Origin of the sequence: Flavobacterium sp. DSR2-3-3 (assembly GCF_049896585.1) — a bacterium.
Classification (GTDB): Bacteria; Bacteroidota; Bacteroidia; order Flavobacteriales; family Flavobacteriaceae; genus Flavobacterium.
Genome location: NZ_JAFCUP010000001.1, coordinates 212,975 through 233,946, shown reverse-complemented (window position 1 = coordinate 233,946; position 20,972 = coordinate 212,975). Strand labels below are relative to the sequence as shown.

Genomic DNA, 20,972 nt, shown 5'->3' with positions numbered 1-20,972 from the left:
AAACAAATATAAGTAATCTGCGAAAATTAGTAAAGCTATTGCTGTTGTTTCTTTTCGTTAAATAATCGGAACTGCTCATAATTATGGTGGATCTAAGTCATCGTTTTGAAAAGAAGTGTTATTTTTGAGGAAGTTTTACAAATAGACAAACTAGTAATAAAGTAATTTCTATAAAAAATCTACCTCAATCTCTTTCTAATTCCATGAGCCAAAAAATTCTAAAAAGCATTCAAAATATCCCTGCTACATTTATTGGTAACAACACTAATTTGATTATTGATGCTATCGCTATAGATAGCCGTTCTTTGCAAAATGGACCGCAGACTTTATTTTTTGCATTGGTCGGAGCCAATAATGACGCACACCGATACATAATGGATTTAATTGCAATTGGAGTTCAAAATTTTGTGGTTACATATATTCCGGTACAATGTGAAGGTCAAGCTAATTTTTTTGTTGTCGAAAATACGCTGACTGCTTTACAGCAATTTGCAGCAAACTATCGCAGTCTTTTTAATTTCCCTGTTATCGGATTGACGGGAAGTAACGGTAAAACGATAGTAAAGGAATGGCTTAATTTTTTATTGAGCCCTGATTACAATATTATTCGAAGTCCAAAGAGCTACAACTCACAAATTGGTGTTCCGTTGTCCGTGATTGCAATCAATGAGCAACACAATTTAGGGATTTTTGAAGCCGGAATTTCCACTCATTCTGAAATGGAAAAACTGGAGAAAATAATCAAGCCTACCATTGGAATTCTGACTAACATTGGTTCTGCGCACGATGAAGGTTTCGTAAATTTAGAAAATAAAATAGCAGAAAAATTAAAACTTTTTGAGCATGTTCAAGTTTTAATTTACAATAAAAATGAAATCATCAATACCTTTATTAGTCCCGAAATGAAAACTTTTTCGTGGAGTTGGAATGATAAAAGTGCTTCTGTTTTTGTTTCAAAAAAAAGTGTTTCAGACAAGACTATTTTACATATTCAATATGATCAGGAGCATTTTGATATAAAAATTCCATTTCAGGATAAGGCATCTGTTGAAAACGCAATTTCGTGTTTAATGGTTTTATTGTATTTTAAATACGATGAAGAAACCATTCAAAATCGAATGGAATTGTTGTATCCGGTAGAAATGCGTTTGAAAGTCAAGAATGGAATCAACAACTGTAGTATTATTGACGACAGTTATAGCTCGGATTTTCAGTCTTTGAAAATAGCGTTAGATTTTCTCGAAAGTCAGAAGCAATACCAGAGGAAAACGTTGATTCTTTCGGATATTTTTCAAAGTGGTTTGGCTAATGACGAATTGTATACAAAAGTCTCGCAGTTAATTGTTTCGAATAAAATTGATCGTATTATTGGAATTGGTGAAACCATTTCGGCGTACGAAAATAAATTTGCTCATTGTGTCACTTACAAAAACACAGCTGCATTTGTCGCTGATTTTCAAAACTTGGACTTTGCCAATGAAACTATTCTAATCAAAGGAGCGAGAACGTTTCAATTTGAAGAAATTGTTTCTTTATTAGAAGAAAAAAAACATGAAACAGTTCTGGAAATCAATCTGAATGCGATTAGTCATAACCTGAATTTCTTTAAATCGAAATTGAAGCCGAATGTGAAGATGATGGTTATGGTGAAGGCTTTTGGATACGGAAATGGCGGTTTTGAAATCGCTAAATTATTAGAACATCACAAAGTGGATTATCTCGGCGTGGCTTTCGCCGATGAAGGAATTTCGCTGAAAAGTGCTGGAATTCATTTGCCTATTATGGTTTTAAATCCTGAAACGACCAGTTTTCCTGCGATTATTCATCATCAATTAGAACCTGAAATTTATAGTTTAAAAGGACTTCAAGCATTCCTTAAGATTGCAGAACAAAAGAACTTAAATCAATTTCCGATACATATCAAACTCGATACGGGCATGCACCGTTTGGGTTTTGAGGACGATACGATTGCTGATTTGATTGCGACTTTAAGAGGAAATAAAACTGTTAAAGTAAAAAGTATTTTGTCTCACATGGCCACAAGTGATGATTTGGAATTCAAGGATTTTGCACATTCACAAATTGATTTATTTGAAAAATTATCACACAAATTGATGACAGAATTACAAATAAAACCTTTGCGACACATTTTGAATACTTCGGGAATCAGCAATTATTCAGATTCACAATACGATATGGTTCGTTTGGGAATTGGACTTTACGGTGTTTCTAATGATGCGGAAGAACAGCAGAAGTTGGAAAACGTGGGTACACTAAAATCGATAATTTCGCAAATCAGAAGTATTGCTGCTGGCGAAAGTGTTGGTTATGGCAGACGATTTATTGCGGACAAACCCACTAAGATTGCCACGATTCCTATTGGATATGCTGATGGAATTTCCAGAGGTTGGGGAAACGGTTTAGGTTATGTAATAATTAACAAATCAAAAGCTTCCATTGTTGGCAGTATTTGTATGGACATGCTGATGGTTGATGTCACTGCTATAGAATGTGCAGAAGGAGATCAGGTGATTATTTTTGGCGAAAGCCCAACGGTGACTTACATGGCGCAGAAATTAAACACAATTTCCTATGAAATTCTTACGAGTATTTCTCAACGAGTGAAACGGGTATTTTACAGGGAGTAAATAAATATTGGGTAATAGACGGTCAATTGGGGTAAAATTTATATTATATTCATTTTACTAAGATTAATTGTAACCCTAAAATTAAATAAATTATGGGATTTTTTAGGGATTTTAAAGCTTCTTTGATGAAAGGAGACGTTTTAAGTTTAGCAACTGCGGTTGTTATTGCTGGTGCATTTGGCAAAATTGTTGGATCTGCTGTAGATGATATTATAATGCCTATCGTTGGTTTGATAACTGGGGGTATCGATTTTACCCAAAAATTCATCACTTTGGATCGGAGCAGTTATCCTGATTTGGCTGCAGCAAAAAAGGCTGGGGCTGCTGTAATCACTTATGGAAATTTACTCCAAGCTATTATTAACTTTGTTATTATTGCATTTTTTGTTTTTGTAATATTGAGAGCCGCCGAAAAAGCGAAGAAAAAAGAAGTGGTTGTTGTAGCTATTCCTGTTGGGCCAACTCAAGAAGAATTATTGATTCAGATCAGAGATTTATTAAAAAAGTAATTTTTGCTACATTATACATTCTAATTTATTCTGAACACATTTCAGAAACCGCTTCATATTTAAAGCGGTTTTGCTTTGTGCTTTCTTCAAGAAAATTAGTCCTTAGATTCTCGGATTGGCAATGGAATTCTAAAGCTATAGAATTATTCCTAACAGCATATGTTATAAATGTAACATTTTGTTATTTTTTGTGAAGCTACTTGTTTTGGTTTTAATATTGGTTACTTTTGTACTTCAAATTCAATATTCAGTAATAATATATAAGATGAGAATAGCAGTTGTAGGCGCTACCGGAATGGTTGGCGAAGTAATGTTGAAAGTTTTGGCAGAAAGAAATTTTCCTGTAACAGAATTAATTCCGGTTGCTTCTGAGCGATCAGTGGGTAAAGAAATTGAATACAAGGGTAAAAAATATAAAGTAGTGGGCATGCAAACGGCAGTAGACATGAAAGCGGATATTGCTTTGTTTTCTGCAGGTGGCGACACGTCATTAGAGTGGGCTCCAAAATTTGCGGCAGCAGGAACTACTGTTATTGATAATTCCTCGGCATGGAGAATGGACCCGACCAAAAAATTAATCGTTCCTGAAATCAATGCAGCTGAATTGACTGCAGCAGATAAAATCATTGCGAATCCAAACTGCTCTACAATACAAATGGTATTGGTTTTGGCACCTTTACACAAAAAATACAATATCAAACGTGTAATTGTTTCTACCTACCAATCCATTACCGGAACAGGTGTAAAAGCAGTGCAGCAATTGGAAAATGAATACGCAGGTGTTCAAGGTGAGATGGCGTATAAATATCCAATTCACAGAAATGCGATTCCACAATGTGATTCATTTGAAGAAAATGGATATACTAAAGAGGAGATGAAACTGGTTCGTGAAACTAAAAAAATCTTAAGCGATAATACTATTGCTGTCACGGCTACTGCAGTACGTGTACCGATTGTAGGCGGACATAGTGAAGCGGTAAACGTAGAATTTTCGAATGATTTTGACTTAAACGAAGTACGAAACATTCTGCATCATACCGATGGAGTAGTCGTACAGGACAATAATGACACCTACACGTACCCAATGCCAATGTATGCGCAAGGAAAAGATGACGTTTTTGTAGGTAGAATTCGTCGTGACGAAAGCCAGGAAAACACATTGAATATGTGGATTGTTGCGGACAACTTGAGAAAAGGAGCAGCGACTAACACAATACAAATTGCAGAATATCTGATTGCAGCCAAATTGGTTTAAATCGATTTTTATTTTTAAGATGAAACCATTTGTTTCGCAAAAATATATTTTGTGAGACAAATGGTTTTCTTTTTTCCTGTTTTTGTTACCTTTGGCTCGAATGAAAAAGAATAAACTCATAGTAAGTCTTTCTCTGATTGTTACAGTCTTGTTCTCAATGCTGTTTCAGTCATTGCACACCTATGAGCATTTGCAAAAACAGCTTTCCGAAAAGCAGTGCCACCATAAATACAATGTTACCGGTACAGAGATAACGCACCAACACCAGAAAGTTGACCATTGTTACGTTTGTGAATTCTCTTTTGGAAGTTACAGCACTCCAAATGATTTCTCCTATCAATTGTACTCCAGTATTGAAGAAATCCCGTATTTTTTTACTGCAGCGGAGACGGTTATTTCGTTTTCCGGCAGTTTGTATTCCCTCCGAGGTCCACCCATAAATAGTTTAAGCTGAAATCATTTCAGCTTCTGTTGAATTCATTTCAGCTTCTGCTGAATTTATTTTAGCACGTTTTACACGTTTTATCTACTAAATAATTCCGGTCTCGGCTTCCTCTCCTTTGGAAAGGGCTGGGCAGAGGAAAAACTATACAATCATTTTCAATGAAAAAATTTATAATAGCCCTATTCTTGGGGTTTTCGGCAATGCTTCAAGCGCAAAATACCCTTTCGGGAACCGTAACCGATTTAAAGAACCAACCTGTAAAAGGCGTTTCAGTGTATGCATCAGAATTGCATAAAGGAACCACAACAGATGAAAACGGAAAATATGCATTTTCAAATCTCCCGAATAGAAACGTAAAAATCAGCTTTACATTTTTAGGATTTGCAACCCAAAATAAAACCATAAGCAGTCTTCAAAAAGAAAACACACTTGATGTTATCCTTGAGGAAGCAATATTCGAAATGGATGAAGTTATTGTTTCAACCGCTTTCAATAAAATACAATCGCAAAACGTGATGAAAGTGGAGCACGAAAGCATCAAAAATTTACAACGAAAAGGAACTGCTACGTTAATTGAAGGATTGGCGACTATCCCGGGAGTTTCGCAGGTTTCTACCGGAACATCTATTGGGAAACCAGTGATTCGCGGTTTGAGCGGCAATCGTGTTTTGGTGTATTCTCAAGGTGTTCGAATAGAAAATCAACAGTTTGGTGACGAACACGGTTTGGGATTGAACGATTCAGGAATAGAAAGTGTTGAGGTGATTAAAGGACCGGCTTCTTTGTTGTACGGTTCCGATGCGTTGGGAGGAGTATTGTATTTTAACCCCGAAAAATTTGCTGATGCGAATACTTTTAAAGCGAACTTTAGTCAAAAATATTTCTCGAATACCGCCGGAAGCAATTCCTCTTTGGGTGTGAAAACCTCCACAGACAACTGGAAATTTATGGCACGGGGAAGTTACAACACCCATTCTGATTATAAAAGTGCTTCGCCAGTTCGGTCTTCGACCTCCGGTGCTGATGGCGACCGAGTGACAAATACCCGGTACAATGAAACCGATTTCAAAACAGGAATTGGTTATAGTAATGCCAAGTTTTCAAGTGTACTACGTTACAATTACAATGAATTAGATTTGGGAATTCCGGAAGATGGTATCGCGGAGCAAACGACAAGTAAGAAAACTGGATTTCCAAAACAAGGAATTTTCAATCATTTGTTGAGTTTAAACAATGTTTTCTTTTTCGAAAAATCAAAGTTGGATGTCGACTTAGGATATATTGCCAATGATCGAAGCGAGTTTGAAGACAGCAATGTGGCCGTTCTACACATGAAACTGAAGACTTTCAATTACAATGCAAAATACCATCTACCAAAAATGGGAAAAATAGAAACCATTGTTGGAGTTCAGGGAATGCACCAAACCAATACAAATTCAGGGGAAGAATATTTAATTCCGGATGCGGTTACCAATGATTTTGGTGTTTATGGGACAGCTAATTATGAGTGGAATACGAATGTTTTGCAAGCCGGATTGCGTTTTGATAATAGAAATATCACTACGGATGCACAAGGAATTGCAGGTGAAGAAGGTTCATTTGAAGCCATCAATAAATCATACGACAGTTTTAATGCATCGTTGGGTTACAAAACCAATCTGGCCGATGACTTGACGTTGCGTTTGAATGTAGCTTCAGGATTTAGAGCTCCAAACCTTGCTGAATTAACTTCTAATGGAGTTCATGAAGGAACGAATCGTTATGAAGTAGGAAATAGTGATTTAGAAACTGAGCAAAACGTTCAAACGGATTTAAATTTAGAATATAAAACGGATCATTTTGAGTTTTTTGTAAACGGATTTTACAATCACATCAACAATTATATGTACACCTCGCCAACAGGAGAAATGGTTGCAGAGAACGCTGTTTTTGATTATATTCAGAATAATGCCAAATTATACGGAGGCGAAATCGGACTGCATTTTCATCCGCATCCATTGGATTGGTTGCATTTTGAAACGAGTTTTGAAACTGTAACCGGTGAAAAACAAAACGGAGATTTCTTACCGTTAATCCCGGCAAACAATTGGAACAACACCATTAGAACCGAATTCAAAATCAAAAACTGGTTAGAAGATGGTTTTGCAACCTTTAATGTTTCAAACACGTTCAATCAAAAAAATGTAAGTGGATTTGAGACCGAATCGAATGGGTACAACTTAGTGAATTTAGGTTTTGGCGGAACTGTAAAGTTGGGTAAAACTGTTTTTGATGTCAATATCAATGGGAATAATTTATTTGATAAAAGATACATTGCACATCTTTCTCGGCTAAAAACCGATGGTATTCCTAACATTGGAAGAAACATTATTTTGGGTGTGAATTTTAATTTGTAAGCTCGACCCATTTCATTTAATTAATTTTTTTTACCACATAAGGAACATAGATTTTTTTAGTTTTTAAAAGAAAATATAGCCATTTCACTTTCACTAGCCAAGCTATGCGAAGAATAGAACTATTTTCTATGCTTTCTTTAACTGTTAGGCAGAAATCTATGTTTCTATGTGGTTGATTTTTTTTAACTTAATTAGTGTTTTTGAACTTCAAAGAAATATTTTATAAAATCACCTTTCTCCAAACACTATTTTTTAGTTTTATTTAAGACTTTCTCACCGTTAGAAGACTAACTATTTCCCCTATTTTTGTAACAACCTTAAACAGAATCTAATGAAATGGGCATGAAGGTAATTGGGTCGCAAGCACCAATGATAATATGCGACTCGAGCATAGCGAACAGGTAAAACAATTACATATAACCGATGAAAAACAATAAATATCAACATATGAAAAACACTTTTTTAATAATGGCTGTATCATCTGCAATGGCGACTTTTGGCCAAAACCCAAATCCAAAATCCATAACCTATCCCATTACCAGTAAAGGGGAAACCGTGGATGTGTATTTCGACACCAAACTTCCGGATCCGTACCGCTGGCTCGAAGACGACAAATCAGCGCAAACCGGTGCCTGGGTAAAAGCCCAAAACGAAGTAACATACGGATATTTGGCGCAAATTCCGTTTCGTGATGTCTTGAAAGCAAGAATGGAAAAACTGTGGAATTATGAAAAGATAGGAGCGCCTTTCAAAGAAGGAAATTTCACTTATTATTATAAAAATAACGGTTTACAAAATCAATCGGTGTTGTACAGAAAAGATACCAAAGGAACCGAAACCGTTTTCTTGGATCCCAATACGTTTTCTAAAGACGGAACCACTTCGCTTGGCGGCTTGGATTTCTCCAAAGACGGTTCTAAAGTAGCCTATGCCATTTCAGAGGGCGGAAGCGACTGGAGAAAAGTTATTATCATGGATGCCATTACCCAAAAAATAATCGAAGATACTATCGTCGACGTGAAATTTAGCGGTGTGTCTTGGAAAGCAAATGAAGGATTCTACTATTCCAGTTATGACAAACCAAAAGGAAGCGAATTATCGGCGAAAACCGATCAGCATAAATTGTATTTCCACAAGTTGGGAACTTCGCAAAAACAGGATCAAGTGGTTTTTGGTGCTGACCAAAAGCGCCGCTATGTAGGTGGTGGAGTTACGGAAGATGACCGTTATTTAGTCATCACCGCGTCAAATTCTACTTACGGAAACGAATTGTACATCAAAGACTTGACAAAGCCCAACAGTCCTATTGTGACTATTGTGGATAATTTCAAGAGCGACAACAACATCATTGAAAACGAAGGTGGAAAATTATTCATAGAAACCGACTTGAATGCGCCCAACAAACGCATCGTTACCGTGGATGTCAACAATCCAAAACCGGAAAACTGGAAAGATTTTATTCCAGAAACTGAGAATGTGTTGTCTCCTTCAACAGGTGGCGGGTATTTCTTTGCGAATTACATGAAAGACGCCGTTTCGTTGGTAAAACAATACGATTATTCAGGGAAACTAGTTCGTGAAATTCAGTTGCCGGGCATAGGAACCGCAGGTGGTTTTGGTGGAAAGAAAAAAGAGAAAACATTATATTATTCCTTCACGAATTACATTACTCCGGGTTCTACTTTTTCATTTGAACCACAAACAGGAACTTCAGCGGTATATCAAAAACCAAAAGTGGATTTCAACAGCGAGCAATACGAGTCCAAACAAGTTTTTTATACCTCTAAGGACGGAACCAAAATCCCGATGATTATCACCCATAAAAAAGGATTGAAACTCGACGGAACAAATCCAACGATGCTGTACGGTTACGGAGGATTCAATGTGAGTTTAACACCAAGTTTCAGTATTGCCAATGCCGTTTGGATGGAAAACGGAGGCGTTTATGCCGTACCAAATTTACGTGGTGGTGGCGAATACGGGAAAAAATGGCATGATGCGGGAATCAAAATGCAAAAACAAAATGTATTTGATGATTTCATCGCAGCGGCAGAATACCTGATTGCGGAGAAATACACGTCTTCACAATACCTGGCAATTCGTGGTGGGTCAAACGGAGGATTGCTAGTGGGCGCAACCATGACGCAACGTCCGGATTTGATGAAAGTTGCTTTGCCGGCAGTGGGAGTGATGGACATGTTGCGCTACCATACCTTTACAGCAGGAGCAGGTTGGGCGTATGATTACGGAACGGCGCAGGACAGTAAGGAAATGTTCAACTACATAAAAGGGTATTCTCCCGTACACAACATACAAAAAGGGATTCAATATCCGGCAACGATGGTCACTACGGGCGATCACGATGACAGAGTAGTGCCGGCGCACAGTTTTAAATTTGCTGCCGAATTACAGGAAAAACAAACTGGAACAAACCCAACCCTAATCCGTATTGACATCAATGCAGGACACGGCGCCGGAAAATCCGTGGCGGCAACCATTCAGGAAAATGTCGATATTCAGGCCTTTACCTTGTATAATATGGGAGTGGTGTTATTGCCAGAGTTAGAATAACAGGATTTATTCTGTCCCGACGCTTCCGGATATTTCAGGATTTATTCTGAATTTATTTCAGAAGCTATTTCCTGCTATCCGTTACAATCTTTTTCAACGCTGTCAGGGTTCAAAACCCTAACAGCGTTTAGAAAAAGGATTTCCACTGCTATCAGGGCTAGGGCATTCGATTCCTTAGACGATTGTTATTGTGAGGAACGAAGCAATCACATCATAGATTGATAAGAAATTCAAAAAACGCTATTCGAAAGAGTAGCGTTTTTTTGTTGAATGAATCGAAAACCCAATTCAATTCGAGAAAATTTTTATCCCGTATGGGATTTAATATTGGTAGAATTATGTTTCATACTCACAGTATTATCTAGCAGGTATTATAGGCTTCGTTCTTATGGGATTTGTTCGTGGTGGTGGATTCTGGTTGCTACCAATATCAAACTCCTATCGGCGTTTTTTGGGGTAAAAAATCAAGTTGAAAACTAAAAATTAATTAGGTCAATTGTAGGCGGGTCAATTGTATAATTAATTATAATTTTAAATTTTTTATTCAAGGTGTCTTATAAGTCGTTGTGTAAAAAGCTATATTAAAATAGATTAGTTCCGCTACACTTTAAAACATTTATATTTGTGTAATAGATAAATAACAACATGGATCAGAAAAATCTTTGGACTCGTGAAGAATTAATACTTGCTTTTAATTTGTATTTAAAAATTGAATTTGGGAAAACTCTCAAGGGTAATCCAAAAGTTATTGCTCTGGCAAATATATTAGGCAGAACGCCAAGTTCTATCGGGATGAGATTAGGTAATTTTGCAAGTGTTGATCCATATCATCAAGGAAGAGGAGTATGGGGTTTAAAAGGAGGGATGAATCAAGTTAAACCAATATGGGATGAATTCTTCTACAATCAAGAAGAACTGGTTTTTCTCAGTGAAAAAATTTTAGCTCGCAAAGAAAATACTTCGATAAAAAATAAATACCAAGATATTCTTTTCGATTTAAAAGGATTAAAAGGAGAAACAGTTATTCGTGAAGTGAAAACTAGAGTAAATCAGTCTGTTTTTAGACAAATGGTTTTAACTAATTACGCTAATAAATGTGCCATCACTGGAATTGATATTCCTGAATTATTATTGGCAAGTCATATTGTTCCTTGGTCAAAAAATGAAAATGAAAGATTAAATCCAGAGAATGGAATTTGCCTTTCTGCTCTTTACGACAAAGCATTCGATAAAGGATTAATAGGCATTAATAAAAACTATCAAGTAATATTGTCTGCCAGTTTAAAAAAGAAAAAAGAAACTTCCTTTTACCAAAGCCATTTTGACACAATTGAAAATCTAAAAATTACAAATCCCATAAAATATTTGCCTAGAAAAGAATTTCTGGAATACCATTTAGATACTATCTTTGATAGATAATTATCTCAGCAATGGAAAAGATTTCCAAAGAACAGAGGTGCAATATTACACAAACCATTCGCAGTACTAAAACCAAAGCCGAAATCCGTTGGGCAAAAGCGTTATGGCATCACGGCTACCGCTTTCTCAACTCCACAATTTCTTTCTTTTATTTTCCCAATGTTTTATTAATTCAGTCGTTTTTTTGCACTGCAATCGGTAAATTTGAAAGTCAACATTAAATAAATAAAAATATGATAGTACAGATTAACACAGACAACAATGTAGAAGGAAACGCACGTTTGAAAGCGTATATCGCAGAAGAAGTAGGAACAGCTTTGTCCCGTTTTGAAGATAAAATAACCCGATTAGAAGTGCATCTTGGTGACGAAAACAGTGATAAATCCGGAGTCAATGACAAACGATGCCTTATAGAAGCCCGACCAAATAATATGCAGCCCGTTGCAGTTACCAATCATGCCGATACTACCGAAAAAGCCTTTCAAGGTGCATTAGACAAAATCAAAAAAGTATTAGACACAGCTTTCGAAAAACAGAAAGCGCACTAAATAGTTGCCCGTAGGCAACCAAGCATAAAACTAAAATGACACTGTCTAAATAAGATAGTGTCATTTTTTTTGTTAATTATTCTCGAGTGAAAGAAGGTGCTCTTTATTTGTCAAATAATAACGTCGCCAAAGTTTCATCTCTTTTGTATATGTCTTCATAGAAATGTACAACTCCATCATCACTTACCCACGCGGTGAAATAACCAATATAGACTGGAATTTTATTTTTTAGCGTATACCAATATTCCTCCCCGCTATTCATTGCAGTTTCTATCTTTTCAGGATTCCATTTTTTGTCGTTCTTCATAATCATCGCAGCAAGTTCTTTTGGCTTGGCTACACGTATGCATCCGTGGCTGAACGCACGGTCTTCTTTACCAAATAAACTTTTGGATGGAGTATCGTGCAAATAAATCGCATTCGAATTTGGGAATAAGAATTTTACAAGTCCCAATGAGTTTTCCGGGCCGGGTTTTTGTCTCACATAATCATCTTTCCACTCCATATCATGTTCGGCCAAGTAATTTGGATTCTTTTCGATGGCAGGAAGAATTTCTTTCTTTAAAATACTTGCGGGCACATTCCAGTACGGTCTAAAAACAATATATTTCATTGGGGCACTAAAAATAACGGTTTTATGCATCGTTTTTCCCACCACAACTTTGGAACGTAATTCCGGGATTCCGTTTCTGAAAAAAGTCAGTTCATACGCTGGAATATTCACAACAATTAGTTCCTTAGATTTGGTAATGTCATTTGAAATCCATCTACAGCGTTCCATATTGACCATGAGGGTTTTGATACGGGCTGCAACGGAAACGTTCATATAATTGATATGTTCCGGCAGAATTGTTTTGTTAATGGTATTGCCACTTCTTTTTTTAAATTTCAAAATTCCGGTTGCTAATTCATCATCATATACAGCGCTTTTAGAATCTCGGCTAAGATCACCAGTAATTAATAAACGCGTTCTGATTTGCGCAATTGTAGCGGCACTATCACCAGGTTTGTACGATTTGACATTTGGATCTAACGCAATGGTTTTCCACCCGCCTTTTTTTTCTATTTTACGGTATTCCTGCAAGACGTCTTTAAGCAGGTAATATTGTTTTAAAACCCCTTTTTCATCTTTGTTGATAAGCGTAGGATTGATTAACAATGAATCTAAATAATTGACATACGATTGTTTTTTTCTTGGCAAAAACCAGCCTAAATCTTTCGTTTTTTGAGTACTGATACCATCGTATACTTTATCAGCATAAAAAAAGTACAGTGAAGAGCTCAATAGTTCGGTGTCAATATTCGCTTTCTGATTTTCCTCCGGATTGTCATAGATATCTTCTAATTTTTCCTTGTAAGGAATTACGGTTTCGATTCCTTCAACAGCCAAATTGTTCACTTTATTGTACAACAAACCCGCAAATTCATTAAGTCCATCTTTGTCAAACCAGATGTAATGAAATTGATGTTTACGGTATAATTTTTCTACATCGCCCTGATAATTTTTCAGTTTTGGATATTTTTTAAAGAAGGTTTTGATTTGCGTACTGTCAAAAGCAACTTCAATGGTATTTGTACTCGTTTGATTTATTGGCAAATCAATATTGCTTTTCTTTTTACAGGAAACGGCAGTAAATAGTATCGTAAAAACAACAATTAGTATTGGCGAAAATAATTTTTTCATAAGTCAACTTTTAATTTGTGAAGAACACAATTATGGGCCTACAAAAATACGTCAAATCACGTGCCGTACTACCAGAATTGGACGGACTGAGTTTTTCAACTTTAAAATATGACCTGTGGTTTAACAGTAAAAGGGAAAGAAAAATAATTTATAAGTACTTATTAATAAATTAGTTGCGATTTTGTTTTTGTTTTCTAAAACGAAATTTAGCGTTGGATAAATTTTTTAAAATCCAAAAATTATGAAAATAATAGTGCTTTTTACACAACTATTTTGCCGTTTTTGTCTCCTGTTATTATAGAGGTAAGGTTTTAATTTAAAGTTTAATACCACTTTTTTGAGGGTGTTATTATTTCAAATACTTTCCGAAGTTTGAAATAGTAAAAGGTACAAGGCTCAAACGGATGTTTAGGAAGCCGAATCATATTTTGTAGATTTAAAGCAGTAGGAAAACCAGTTTTTATGCTATCTTTATTTGAGAACAGTAAAGAAATTCAGATGAACCAATTTTGGCAGGAAACAAAAACATATTTTAAAACAACGGGTTTTAAGAAAATTTTCAAAAGAATTGGTTTTTTCTTTTTGGGAGTAGTTGTGTTTTTTATGCTTTCTTCTGGGCTTTTAGCACTTTATTTTAAAAATAACAAAGCGGAAATTATTACCCAAATCAATACTAAAATCAACGAAAATATTACAGGAAAAATTGATATTGGCGATATTAGATACAAATTTTTAAAGGGCTTTCCCAATATGACTTTGGCGTTAAGCCAAGTGGAATTGAAAGATAGTTTGTGGGTTGTTCATAAGCGGACCCTCCTAAAAGCGGAACAAATTGAGATTAGGATTGATCTTTGGGATTTGATTTCCAATGAAATTAATATCGATAAAATCGAAATTCAAAAAGCAACTTTGTATTTATTTAAAGGAAAGAACGGAATCGTAAATACCGGTATTTTTAAACCAAAGCCAAAAGGTAAAAATTCAAAAAGTTCGACTACTTCCACCATCAATGAAATTGTTTTAGACCAAGTGCATTTCATTTCCGAAAATCAAATGGGAAATAAATTGTTTGATTTTAATGTTTTAGCTTTACGAAGCAAAGTAGATTTTGAAGATGACAATTGGCATACCAAAATGTACGTGAAAACGCTTGCCAAAAACATGGCTTTCAATACCAAAAGAGGTAGTTTTATAAAGGAAAAAATAGTTGAAGGCTTTTTGGTTGTTGACTTTTCGGACCAGAAAAACCAAATCAGTGTAGCAACCGAAAATCTCAAAATAGGAATAGAACTTTTTGATATTAACGCACATTTTAGTTTGGACAAAAACAAGTCTCCTTTTGATATTGTTATTAAAACCGACATTTTGTGGAAAGATGCTTCAGAATTATTGAGCGCTAATATTAGTAGTCGAATCAATCAATTTGACTTAAAAAAGCCAATAAATGTGGGTTGTACGATTGTGGGCGATATGAATGCTGAAGGTGATCCGGAGATTGTCGTGACTACGAATATAAAAAATAATGAACTCACGATACCTGACGGAATTATCACCCACTGTAGTTTTGGCGCTACATTCACCAACCAATATAAAAAAGGAGCAGGCTGCAACGACACTAACTCGACAATTACTTTAACAGAATTTTCGGGGAAATACAAAACGATTCCATTTGCAATTCCAATCGGGATTATTTCCAATTTTGAAAAAACCACTGCAGCAGGAAGTTTTAAATCGGATTTTCCCGTTTCCCGACTGAATGAGATAGTCAACAAGGATTTAATGCATTTTTCTAATGGTCAAGCTGAAGTGAATTTGGATTTCAAATTTGATATTAGAGATTTAAAAATACAGAAACCGTTATTCACAGGAAGTGTAGAAGTTAAAAATGCAACAGTTAATTATGGTCCAAGGAATTTGACTTTCGTAAAAACAGAAATTCAGCTTGATTTTACGGAGCAAGCTTTGTTGATAAAAAAAATTAATTTTAAAGACCGTCGCAACACGGTTTTTATGGAAGGAAAAATTAATAATTTCCTGACGTTATATTATGAAAATCCTGAAAAAATGCTCGTTAATTGGGATATTTATGCTCCTTTTCTGGATGTGAAACAGTTTGTAGGTGTTTTTACCAGTTCGGGTAAAAAAGCTTCAAAAACCAAGAATAAAAAAGATGATTTTTCAGATGAATTGTATTCCGTAATTGAAAAAAGCCAAATGGTGTTAAATGTTAAAGCAGATAAAATGGTGTATAGTAAGCTCGAAGCGACTAATGCTAAAGCTACCATTTTATTACGTAACAATAAATTAATTGTGAAAAATGGCTGGGTGCAAAGTTCTGGCGGGATAATTTCTTTTGACGGTCAGTTAGCGCCATATGGGGATAATTTCCTTTTGGAATCCAATGCGAAAATCAATCGGGTGAATATTTCCCGTTTCCTGACTTCGTTGAATAATTTTGGGATTGAATCCTTTGAACCTAAAAACATAAAAGGATTTTTGACGTCTTCGGCATCGTTGAAAGGAACGCTGCTTTCCGGCGGACAACTAAAGAAAAATTCGCTTTCCGGCGATGCCAAATTCGATGTGAATCAAGGGACTTTAATCGATTTTAAACCGATTACAAATATTGGAAAATTTGCTTTTCCTTTTAGAAATGTGAACAATATCGTGTTTAGAGATTTGTCAGGAAACTTTAAAATCAATGGCGATTTAGTAGCTGTTAATGATCTGAAAGTGAGCTCCAGCGTTTTAAACTTAGATGTAAACGGCATTTATTCGTTTAACAGAGGGACAAATTTAGCGATCACTATTCCATTGAGAAATCCAAAAAAGGATGAGGGTATCACGGATAAAAATGAAAGAGCTGAAAATCGAAATAAAGGAATTGTATTGCATTTATTAGCCGTTGACGTTGATGGAAAAATAAATATAAAATGGAATAAAAATCATGAATGAACACAAAAAGCACATGAAAATACTACTGACTGTTCTTGTGGTTGTCACTTTATCGCGTTGCAAAAGCATAATGGAGAACCAATCAATTTCAAAAGCAAATATCAACGCCACATTAAATTCCTGGCATAAAGCTGCGGCAGATGCTAACTATAACGATTATTTTTCTTTAATGACTGATGATGCTGTTTTCATTGGTACTGATGCGACAGAGAATTGGAATAAAATAGCTTTTCAAGCCTATTCTAAGCCACATTTTGATAAAGGAAAAGCGTGGAATTTCACCACATTAGAACGCCATATTTATTTTGATAAAACGGGTAAAACAGCTTGGTTTGACGAATTGCTGAATACACAAATGAAAATTTGTAGAGGGTCGGGTGTTTTGGTAAAAATAGGCACCGAGTGGAAAATAAAACAATATGTTCTATCGATGACGATTCCAAATGAAAATTCGAATGAAGTCGTTAAAGTAAAGTCAACGCTGGACGATGCGTTGATACAAACCTTAAAATCGAAGCAATAAATTTATCTTAGTAGCTAATCAGTTATTCTCTTTTTTGTACAAAAAAACCTCTGCGAAAAAAGCAGAGGTTTTCATTAATCTATAAATCGGATAATTACCAGATTTTGACTCTTTTCTCGGGTGCCAGATACAATGAGTCTGTTGGTTTTATTTTGAAAGCGGTATAGAACTCAGGAATATTACGCACTACACCATTGACTCTAAATTTTGCGGGTGAATGCGGATCGGTAGCAATTTGATTTCGCAAAGCTTCCTCCCGACTTTTATTTAACCAACATTGTCCCCAACTTAACAATACTCGTTGATCGCCTGTAAAGCCATCTAAAACAGGTGATTCTTTTCCTTCCAAACTCATTTTATATGCTTTTATGGCAATGGATAATCCGCCTAAATCGCCAATGTTTTCCCCTTGGGTAAATTCCCCATTTACATTGAGGTCAGGAAATACTTTGAAGGTATTGTACTGTGCGACTAATGCACCTGTTTTTTGCTTAAAAGCGGTTAAATCTTCCGGTGTCCACCAATTGCGCAGCACTCCGTCACCATCAAAGCTACTTCCTTGGTCGTCAAAACCATGGCCTATTTCGTGTCCGATTATTGCACCAATTCCACCATAGTTTGCTGCGTTTTCAACTTTTAAATTAAAGTAAGGTGGCTGCAATATAGCGGCAGGAAATACAATCTCATTAAGTGGCGGATTGTAATATGCGTTTACGGTTTGTGGAGTCATTCCCCATTCAGTTCTGTCAACAGGTTTTCCTAATTTGTTAATTTGTCTGTTGTATTCAAAATCAGTGGCTTTTTGCTGGTTTCCGTATAAATCGCCTTTAACAACTTTTAAAGTTGAATAATCTCTCCACTTGTCAGGATAACCAATTTTCGGAGTGAATTTAGAGAGTTTGTCCAAGGCTTGTTTTTTTGTTACCGGACTCATCCAGTCCAAGTTTTTTATGCTTTCCCCGTAGGCTTTAAGTAGGTTTTTGACTAACAGTGTTACTTCTTCTTTGGCTTGAGGAGAGAAATGTTTTTTTACATAGACCTTTCCTACTATTTCACCAAGGTTATTATTGACCCTGTCAACACCTCTTCTCCATAGTGGTTGTTGTGTTCGGATTCCGTTCAGGGTTTTGCCATAGAAGTCAAAGTTTTCATTGTCTAAAGCCGTGTTCAAAGATCTTGCCGCTCCATGAATAGCATTCCATTTCAGATAACCTTTCCAAGTAGTTAAAGGTGTTGTTTTAATAATGTTATTGAGCGATTTGAGATAATCAATTTGTGCAACAACAATGTTTTGTTGATTAAGAATTCCGGCGTTTTTTAGCATGTTGTCCCAGTTAAAATCAGGCATAAGTTGGTCCAAATCAGAAATATCATATTTGTTGTACAGTTTTACTATGTCACGGGTTTGTTCTTTTTTCATGTGTTGGGCAGCCAAAGTTGTTTCTAACGCCATGATTTTTTTGGCTAAATCGGGAGCATTGGCAATCCCTCCAAGCTGTAACGTTTTCTCGATATGGATTACGTATTTTTTTTGGATTTCCTTAGATTTAGCATCTACAAGAGAGTAATATTCTCTATCAGGTAATCCTAAACCACCCTGCCAGGAAATAAGCATGTACTGGGTTGGATCTTTTAAATCCTCCATTACCGAAACGGAAAAAGGAATGTTGATTCCGGATTTATTGGCATATCCAAAATAAGCAGCCAAATCATTGTAGTTGTTGATAGCGTCAATTTTTTTGTATTCAGGAAGTAACGGCGCAATTCCTTTTTGATCCCTTATTTTAGTATCCATGAAGGCTTCGTAAAAGTCCCCAATTTTTTGTTCATCAGAACCTGTTGCAAACTTACCTTTGGAGGAAGCTTCAATAATGGCCTTAACGTCTTCTTGTGCTTTTTCATGTACCATATAGCCAACGCCATAAGAGGCTTTATCGTCCGGTATTTTAGTTTTTTTCATCCAAGCGCCGTTGACATACGCATCAAAATTATCACCTGGCTGAATGGATGTGTCCATGTTTTCTGTATTAATTCCGGAAATTGTTTTGTCTGACTTTTCAAAAGTAGAAAAAGCAGCCAACAATAAAATGGACGATGCCAACACTAGTTGTGTTTTAATTGGGTGTGGTTTTGATTTCATAAATTGGGTTTTTAGAATATCAAATATAATATAAAAAATCTAGCATAATCTTATTTAATTGATTATTAGTACATTGATGCTAAAAAAAGTTTAACATATTATCTTAAATCATCGAATTCATTTCTTTCTTGCGAAATGTCTCTATTTTTTTCGTGTTTTATTCCGTTGAATCAATAAGTTAAGTTCAAAATTAAACCGTGAGTACAGTCCTTTTATTTGGTGTCATCAGAAAAAAGAAGTTCCGCTAAACGGTCGTCACGTTGATAGATGTCATTAAAAAAACTAACTTCACCGGAATCATTTACCCAGGTAGTGAAATATCCAATGTGAACCGGAATTTTCTTTTTTAGGATGCATGTGGTTTCTTTGCCGCCGTCCATGGCTTTCTTGATGCGATCAGCTGGCCAGTCCTTATCATTTTTTAAAATTAAATAAGCCAACTCCTGTGCTTTATTTACATTGATGCATCCATGACTATACGCCCGGTATTCAGAATCAAATAAACTTTTGGCGGGCGAATCGTGTAAATAAATATCGGAGGCACTTGGAAACATAAATTTGACTTTTCCTAAAAGATTTTTAGGACCGGGTTTCTGCCTTACTCTGCCTTTATTATATTCCATGTCATTATCTGCCAAATAGTTTTTGTCGCGATCCATAGCCGTTTTTATTTCGCTTTGAACGATACTTGTCGGTATGTTCCAATACGGGCTAAATATCAAATGGCTGATATTACTGCTAAAAATGACGGTTTCATTCATGGTTCCGCCCACAAACACATTCGATTCTAATTCGGTTATGCCATTTCTTTTGTAAATCAGTTTAAAAGAGGGAATGTTTATAATGATGTATTCTTCCGCTTTTGTCAACTCTGGAGCAATCCATCTGCAACGTTCCATATTGACCATAATGGTTTTGATGTAATTTTCAATAGGAATATTCATTCTTTGAATGTGGCTTGATGTAATTATATAATCAGGTTTATAGCCATTTCTTTTCTTAAAATTCAGTATTCCGGTCATTAAATCCTCATCGTATAAATTACTTTTGGAATCTTGCTCTAAATCTCCGGTTACAGCGAGTCGTTGTCTGATTTGACCAATGGTCCGTGAGTCATCACCAGGTTTGTATTCCAGTATTGAAGAATCTCTAACTATTAAATTCCAATCTCCATTCTGCTCTATTTGGCGGTATTTTTTTAAAACAGTACGCAATTTGTAATACTGACTAAAGAGCTGTTTCTCATTTTTATCCAATAATTCTGGATCCGCCAACAAAGAATCTAGAAGGGTCTCGTATGAGAGATTTTTTGTTGGTAAAAACCATCCAATTTCTCTGATTTTTTCGATGTCGATGCCTTTATATACTTTTTTTGCATAGAAGATATACATTGCTGATAGTAAAAGCTCTGTTTCGGTGGTGGTAAGATTGTTTGGTGTTTTTTTATTGAAAATCAAGTCAGTTCGTTCTTTGTAGGCAAATCGGGAAAGTAGCCCTTCCTCTTCAAGTTGATTTACTTTGGAATATAATAAATTGGAAAACTCGATAACACCTTTACCATCAAGCCAAATGGAATTATAATCTCTCTTTTTATATAAGATCTGAACATCCGATTTGTATTTTTTTAAATTCGGATATGTTTTAAAAAATCTCGAAATAATCGAACTGTCAATCTTGACGAAATATCTTTCTGCTTTATATTTTGGGAATGTTTGAGCAAAATAGGTATTTGTAATCTTTTTGGCATTGGTATGGTAAGCATAAACAAGTGAAAAGCTGAATAATAGTAGTGCAATAGATAAAACAACGTTTTTCATAGCATGATTATTTGCATAAAGATACAGAAATATTTTCTTTGTAAAAAGTGAATTAACAATGA

At 35.6% G+C, this 20,972-nt stretch carries 14 protein-coding genes; 11 read left to right on the top strand and 3 right to left on the bottom strand.

The genetic code is table 11. The features are described from left to right. Nucleotides 1-203 precede the first annotated feature (203 nt). The 9 genes from ACP7AQ_RS00980 (at nt 204) to ACP7AQ_RS00940 (ending at nt 11,791) form a co-directional block, all read left to right on the top strand. Nucleotides 204-2,648: a bifunctional UDP-N-acetylmuramoyl-tripeptide:D-alanyl-D-alanine ligase/alanine racemase gene (locus tag ACP7AQ_RS00980; protein ID WP_426094046.1), complete on the top strand. Its 2,445-nt coding sequence runs from the start codon at nt 204-206 to the stop codon at nt 2,646-2,648. Between the two features lie 92 nt (nt 2,649-2,740). Beyond that, entirely contained in the window at nt 2,741-3,157 is a 417-nt protein-coding gene (gene mscL, locus ACP7AQ_RS00975; protein ID WP_426062680.1) for a large conductance mechanosensitive channel protein MscL, read from the top strand. Between the two features lie 265 nt (nt 3,158-3,422). Continuing rightward, a complete protein-coding gene (locus ACP7AQ_RS00970) occupies nt 3,423-4,412 on the top strand; it encodes an aspartate-semialdehyde dehydrogenase (RefSeq protein WP_426062681.1) in 990 nt (329 codons plus the stop codon). A gap of 100 nt (nt 4,413-4,512) precedes the next feature. Next, a complete protein-coding gene (locus ACP7AQ_RS00965; protein WP_426094045.1) occupies nt 4,513-4,866 on the top strand; it encodes a hypothetical protein in 354 nt (117 codons plus the stop codon). A 149-nt stretch (nt 4,867-5,015) separates the two neighbouring features. After that, nucleotides 5,016-7,253 (top strand): TonB-dependent receptor, encoded by a 2,238-nt coding sequence (locus ACP7AQ_RS00960; protein ID WP_426094044.1) that lies wholly within the window; start codon nt 5,016-5,018, stop codon nt 7,251-7,253. 468 nt (nt 7,254-7,721) lie between these two features. Then, a complete protein-coding gene (locus ACP7AQ_RS00955) occupies nt 7,722-9,824 on the top strand; it encodes a prolyl oligopeptidase family serine peptidase (protein WP_426094293.1) in 2,103 nt (700 codons plus the stop codon). Between the two features lie 645 nt (nt 9,825-10,469). Then, nucleotides 10,470-11,243: an HNH endonuclease gene (locus tag ACP7AQ_RS00950; protein WP_426094043.1), complete on the top strand. Its 774-nt coding sequence runs from the start codon at nt 10,470-10,472 to the stop codon at nt 11,241-11,243. An 11-nt stretch (nt 11,244-11,254) separates the two neighbouring features. Beyond that, nucleotides 11,255-11,464, top strand: coding sequence for a hypothetical protein (locus ACP7AQ_RS00945; protein ID WP_426094042.1), 210 nt, complete (start codon nt 11,255-11,257; stop codon nt 11,462-11,464). A 12-nt stretch (nt 11,465-11,476) separates the two neighbouring features. Beyond that, nucleotides 11,477-11,791, top strand: a complete 315-nt coding sequence (locus ACP7AQ_RS00940) for an HPF/RaiA family ribosome-associated protein (RefSeq protein WP_426062692.1) — start codon at nt 11,477-11,479, stop codon at nt 11,789-11,791. A 103-nt stretch (nt 11,792-11,894) separates the two neighbouring features. Here the strand turns inward: ACP7AQ_RS00940 and ACP7AQ_RS00935 are convergent, their stop codons facing one another. Beyond that, complete coding sequence (locus ACP7AQ_RS00935; protein ID WP_426062693.1) at nt 11,895-13,475, bottom strand: L,D-transpeptidase family protein; 1,581 nt, start codon at nt 13,473-13,475, stop codon at nt 11,895-11,897. A gap of 462 nt (nt 13,476-13,937) precedes the next feature. On the opposite strand from ACP7AQ_RS00935, the gene ACP7AQ_RS00930 reads away from it, so the two are divergent. After that, nucleotides 13,938-16,430: an AsmA-like C-terminal region-containing protein gene (locus ACP7AQ_RS00930; RefSeq protein WP_426094041.1), complete on the top strand. Its 2,493-nt coding sequence runs from the start codon at nt 13,938-13,940 to the stop codon at nt 16,428-16,430. Between the two features lie 13 nt (nt 16,431-16,443). Next, nucleotides 16,444-16,953, top strand: a complete 510-nt coding sequence (locus ACP7AQ_RS00925; protein ID WP_426094292.1) for a nuclear transport factor 2 family protein — start codon at nt 16,444-16,446, stop codon at nt 16,951-16,953. 94 nt (nt 16,954-17,047) lie between these two features. On the opposite strand, the gene ACP7AQ_RS00920 is transcribed toward ACP7AQ_RS00925, so the two are convergent. Next, the gene (locus ACP7AQ_RS00920; RefSeq protein ID WP_426062696.1) at nt 17,048-19,093 is read right to left on the bottom strand and encodes a M13 family metallopeptidase; all 2,046 of its coding nucleotides are present in this window, start codon (nt 19,091-19,093) and stop codon (nt 17,048-17,050) included. Between the two features lie 212 nt (nt 19,094-19,305). Continuing rightward, on the bottom strand, nt 19,306-20,910 hold the full coding sequence (locus tag ACP7AQ_RS00915; protein WP_426094040.1) for a L,D-transpeptidase family protein: 1,605 nt from the start codon (nt 20,908-20,910) through the stop codon (nt 19,306-19,308). Nucleotides 20,911-20,972: the final 62 nt, after the last annotated feature.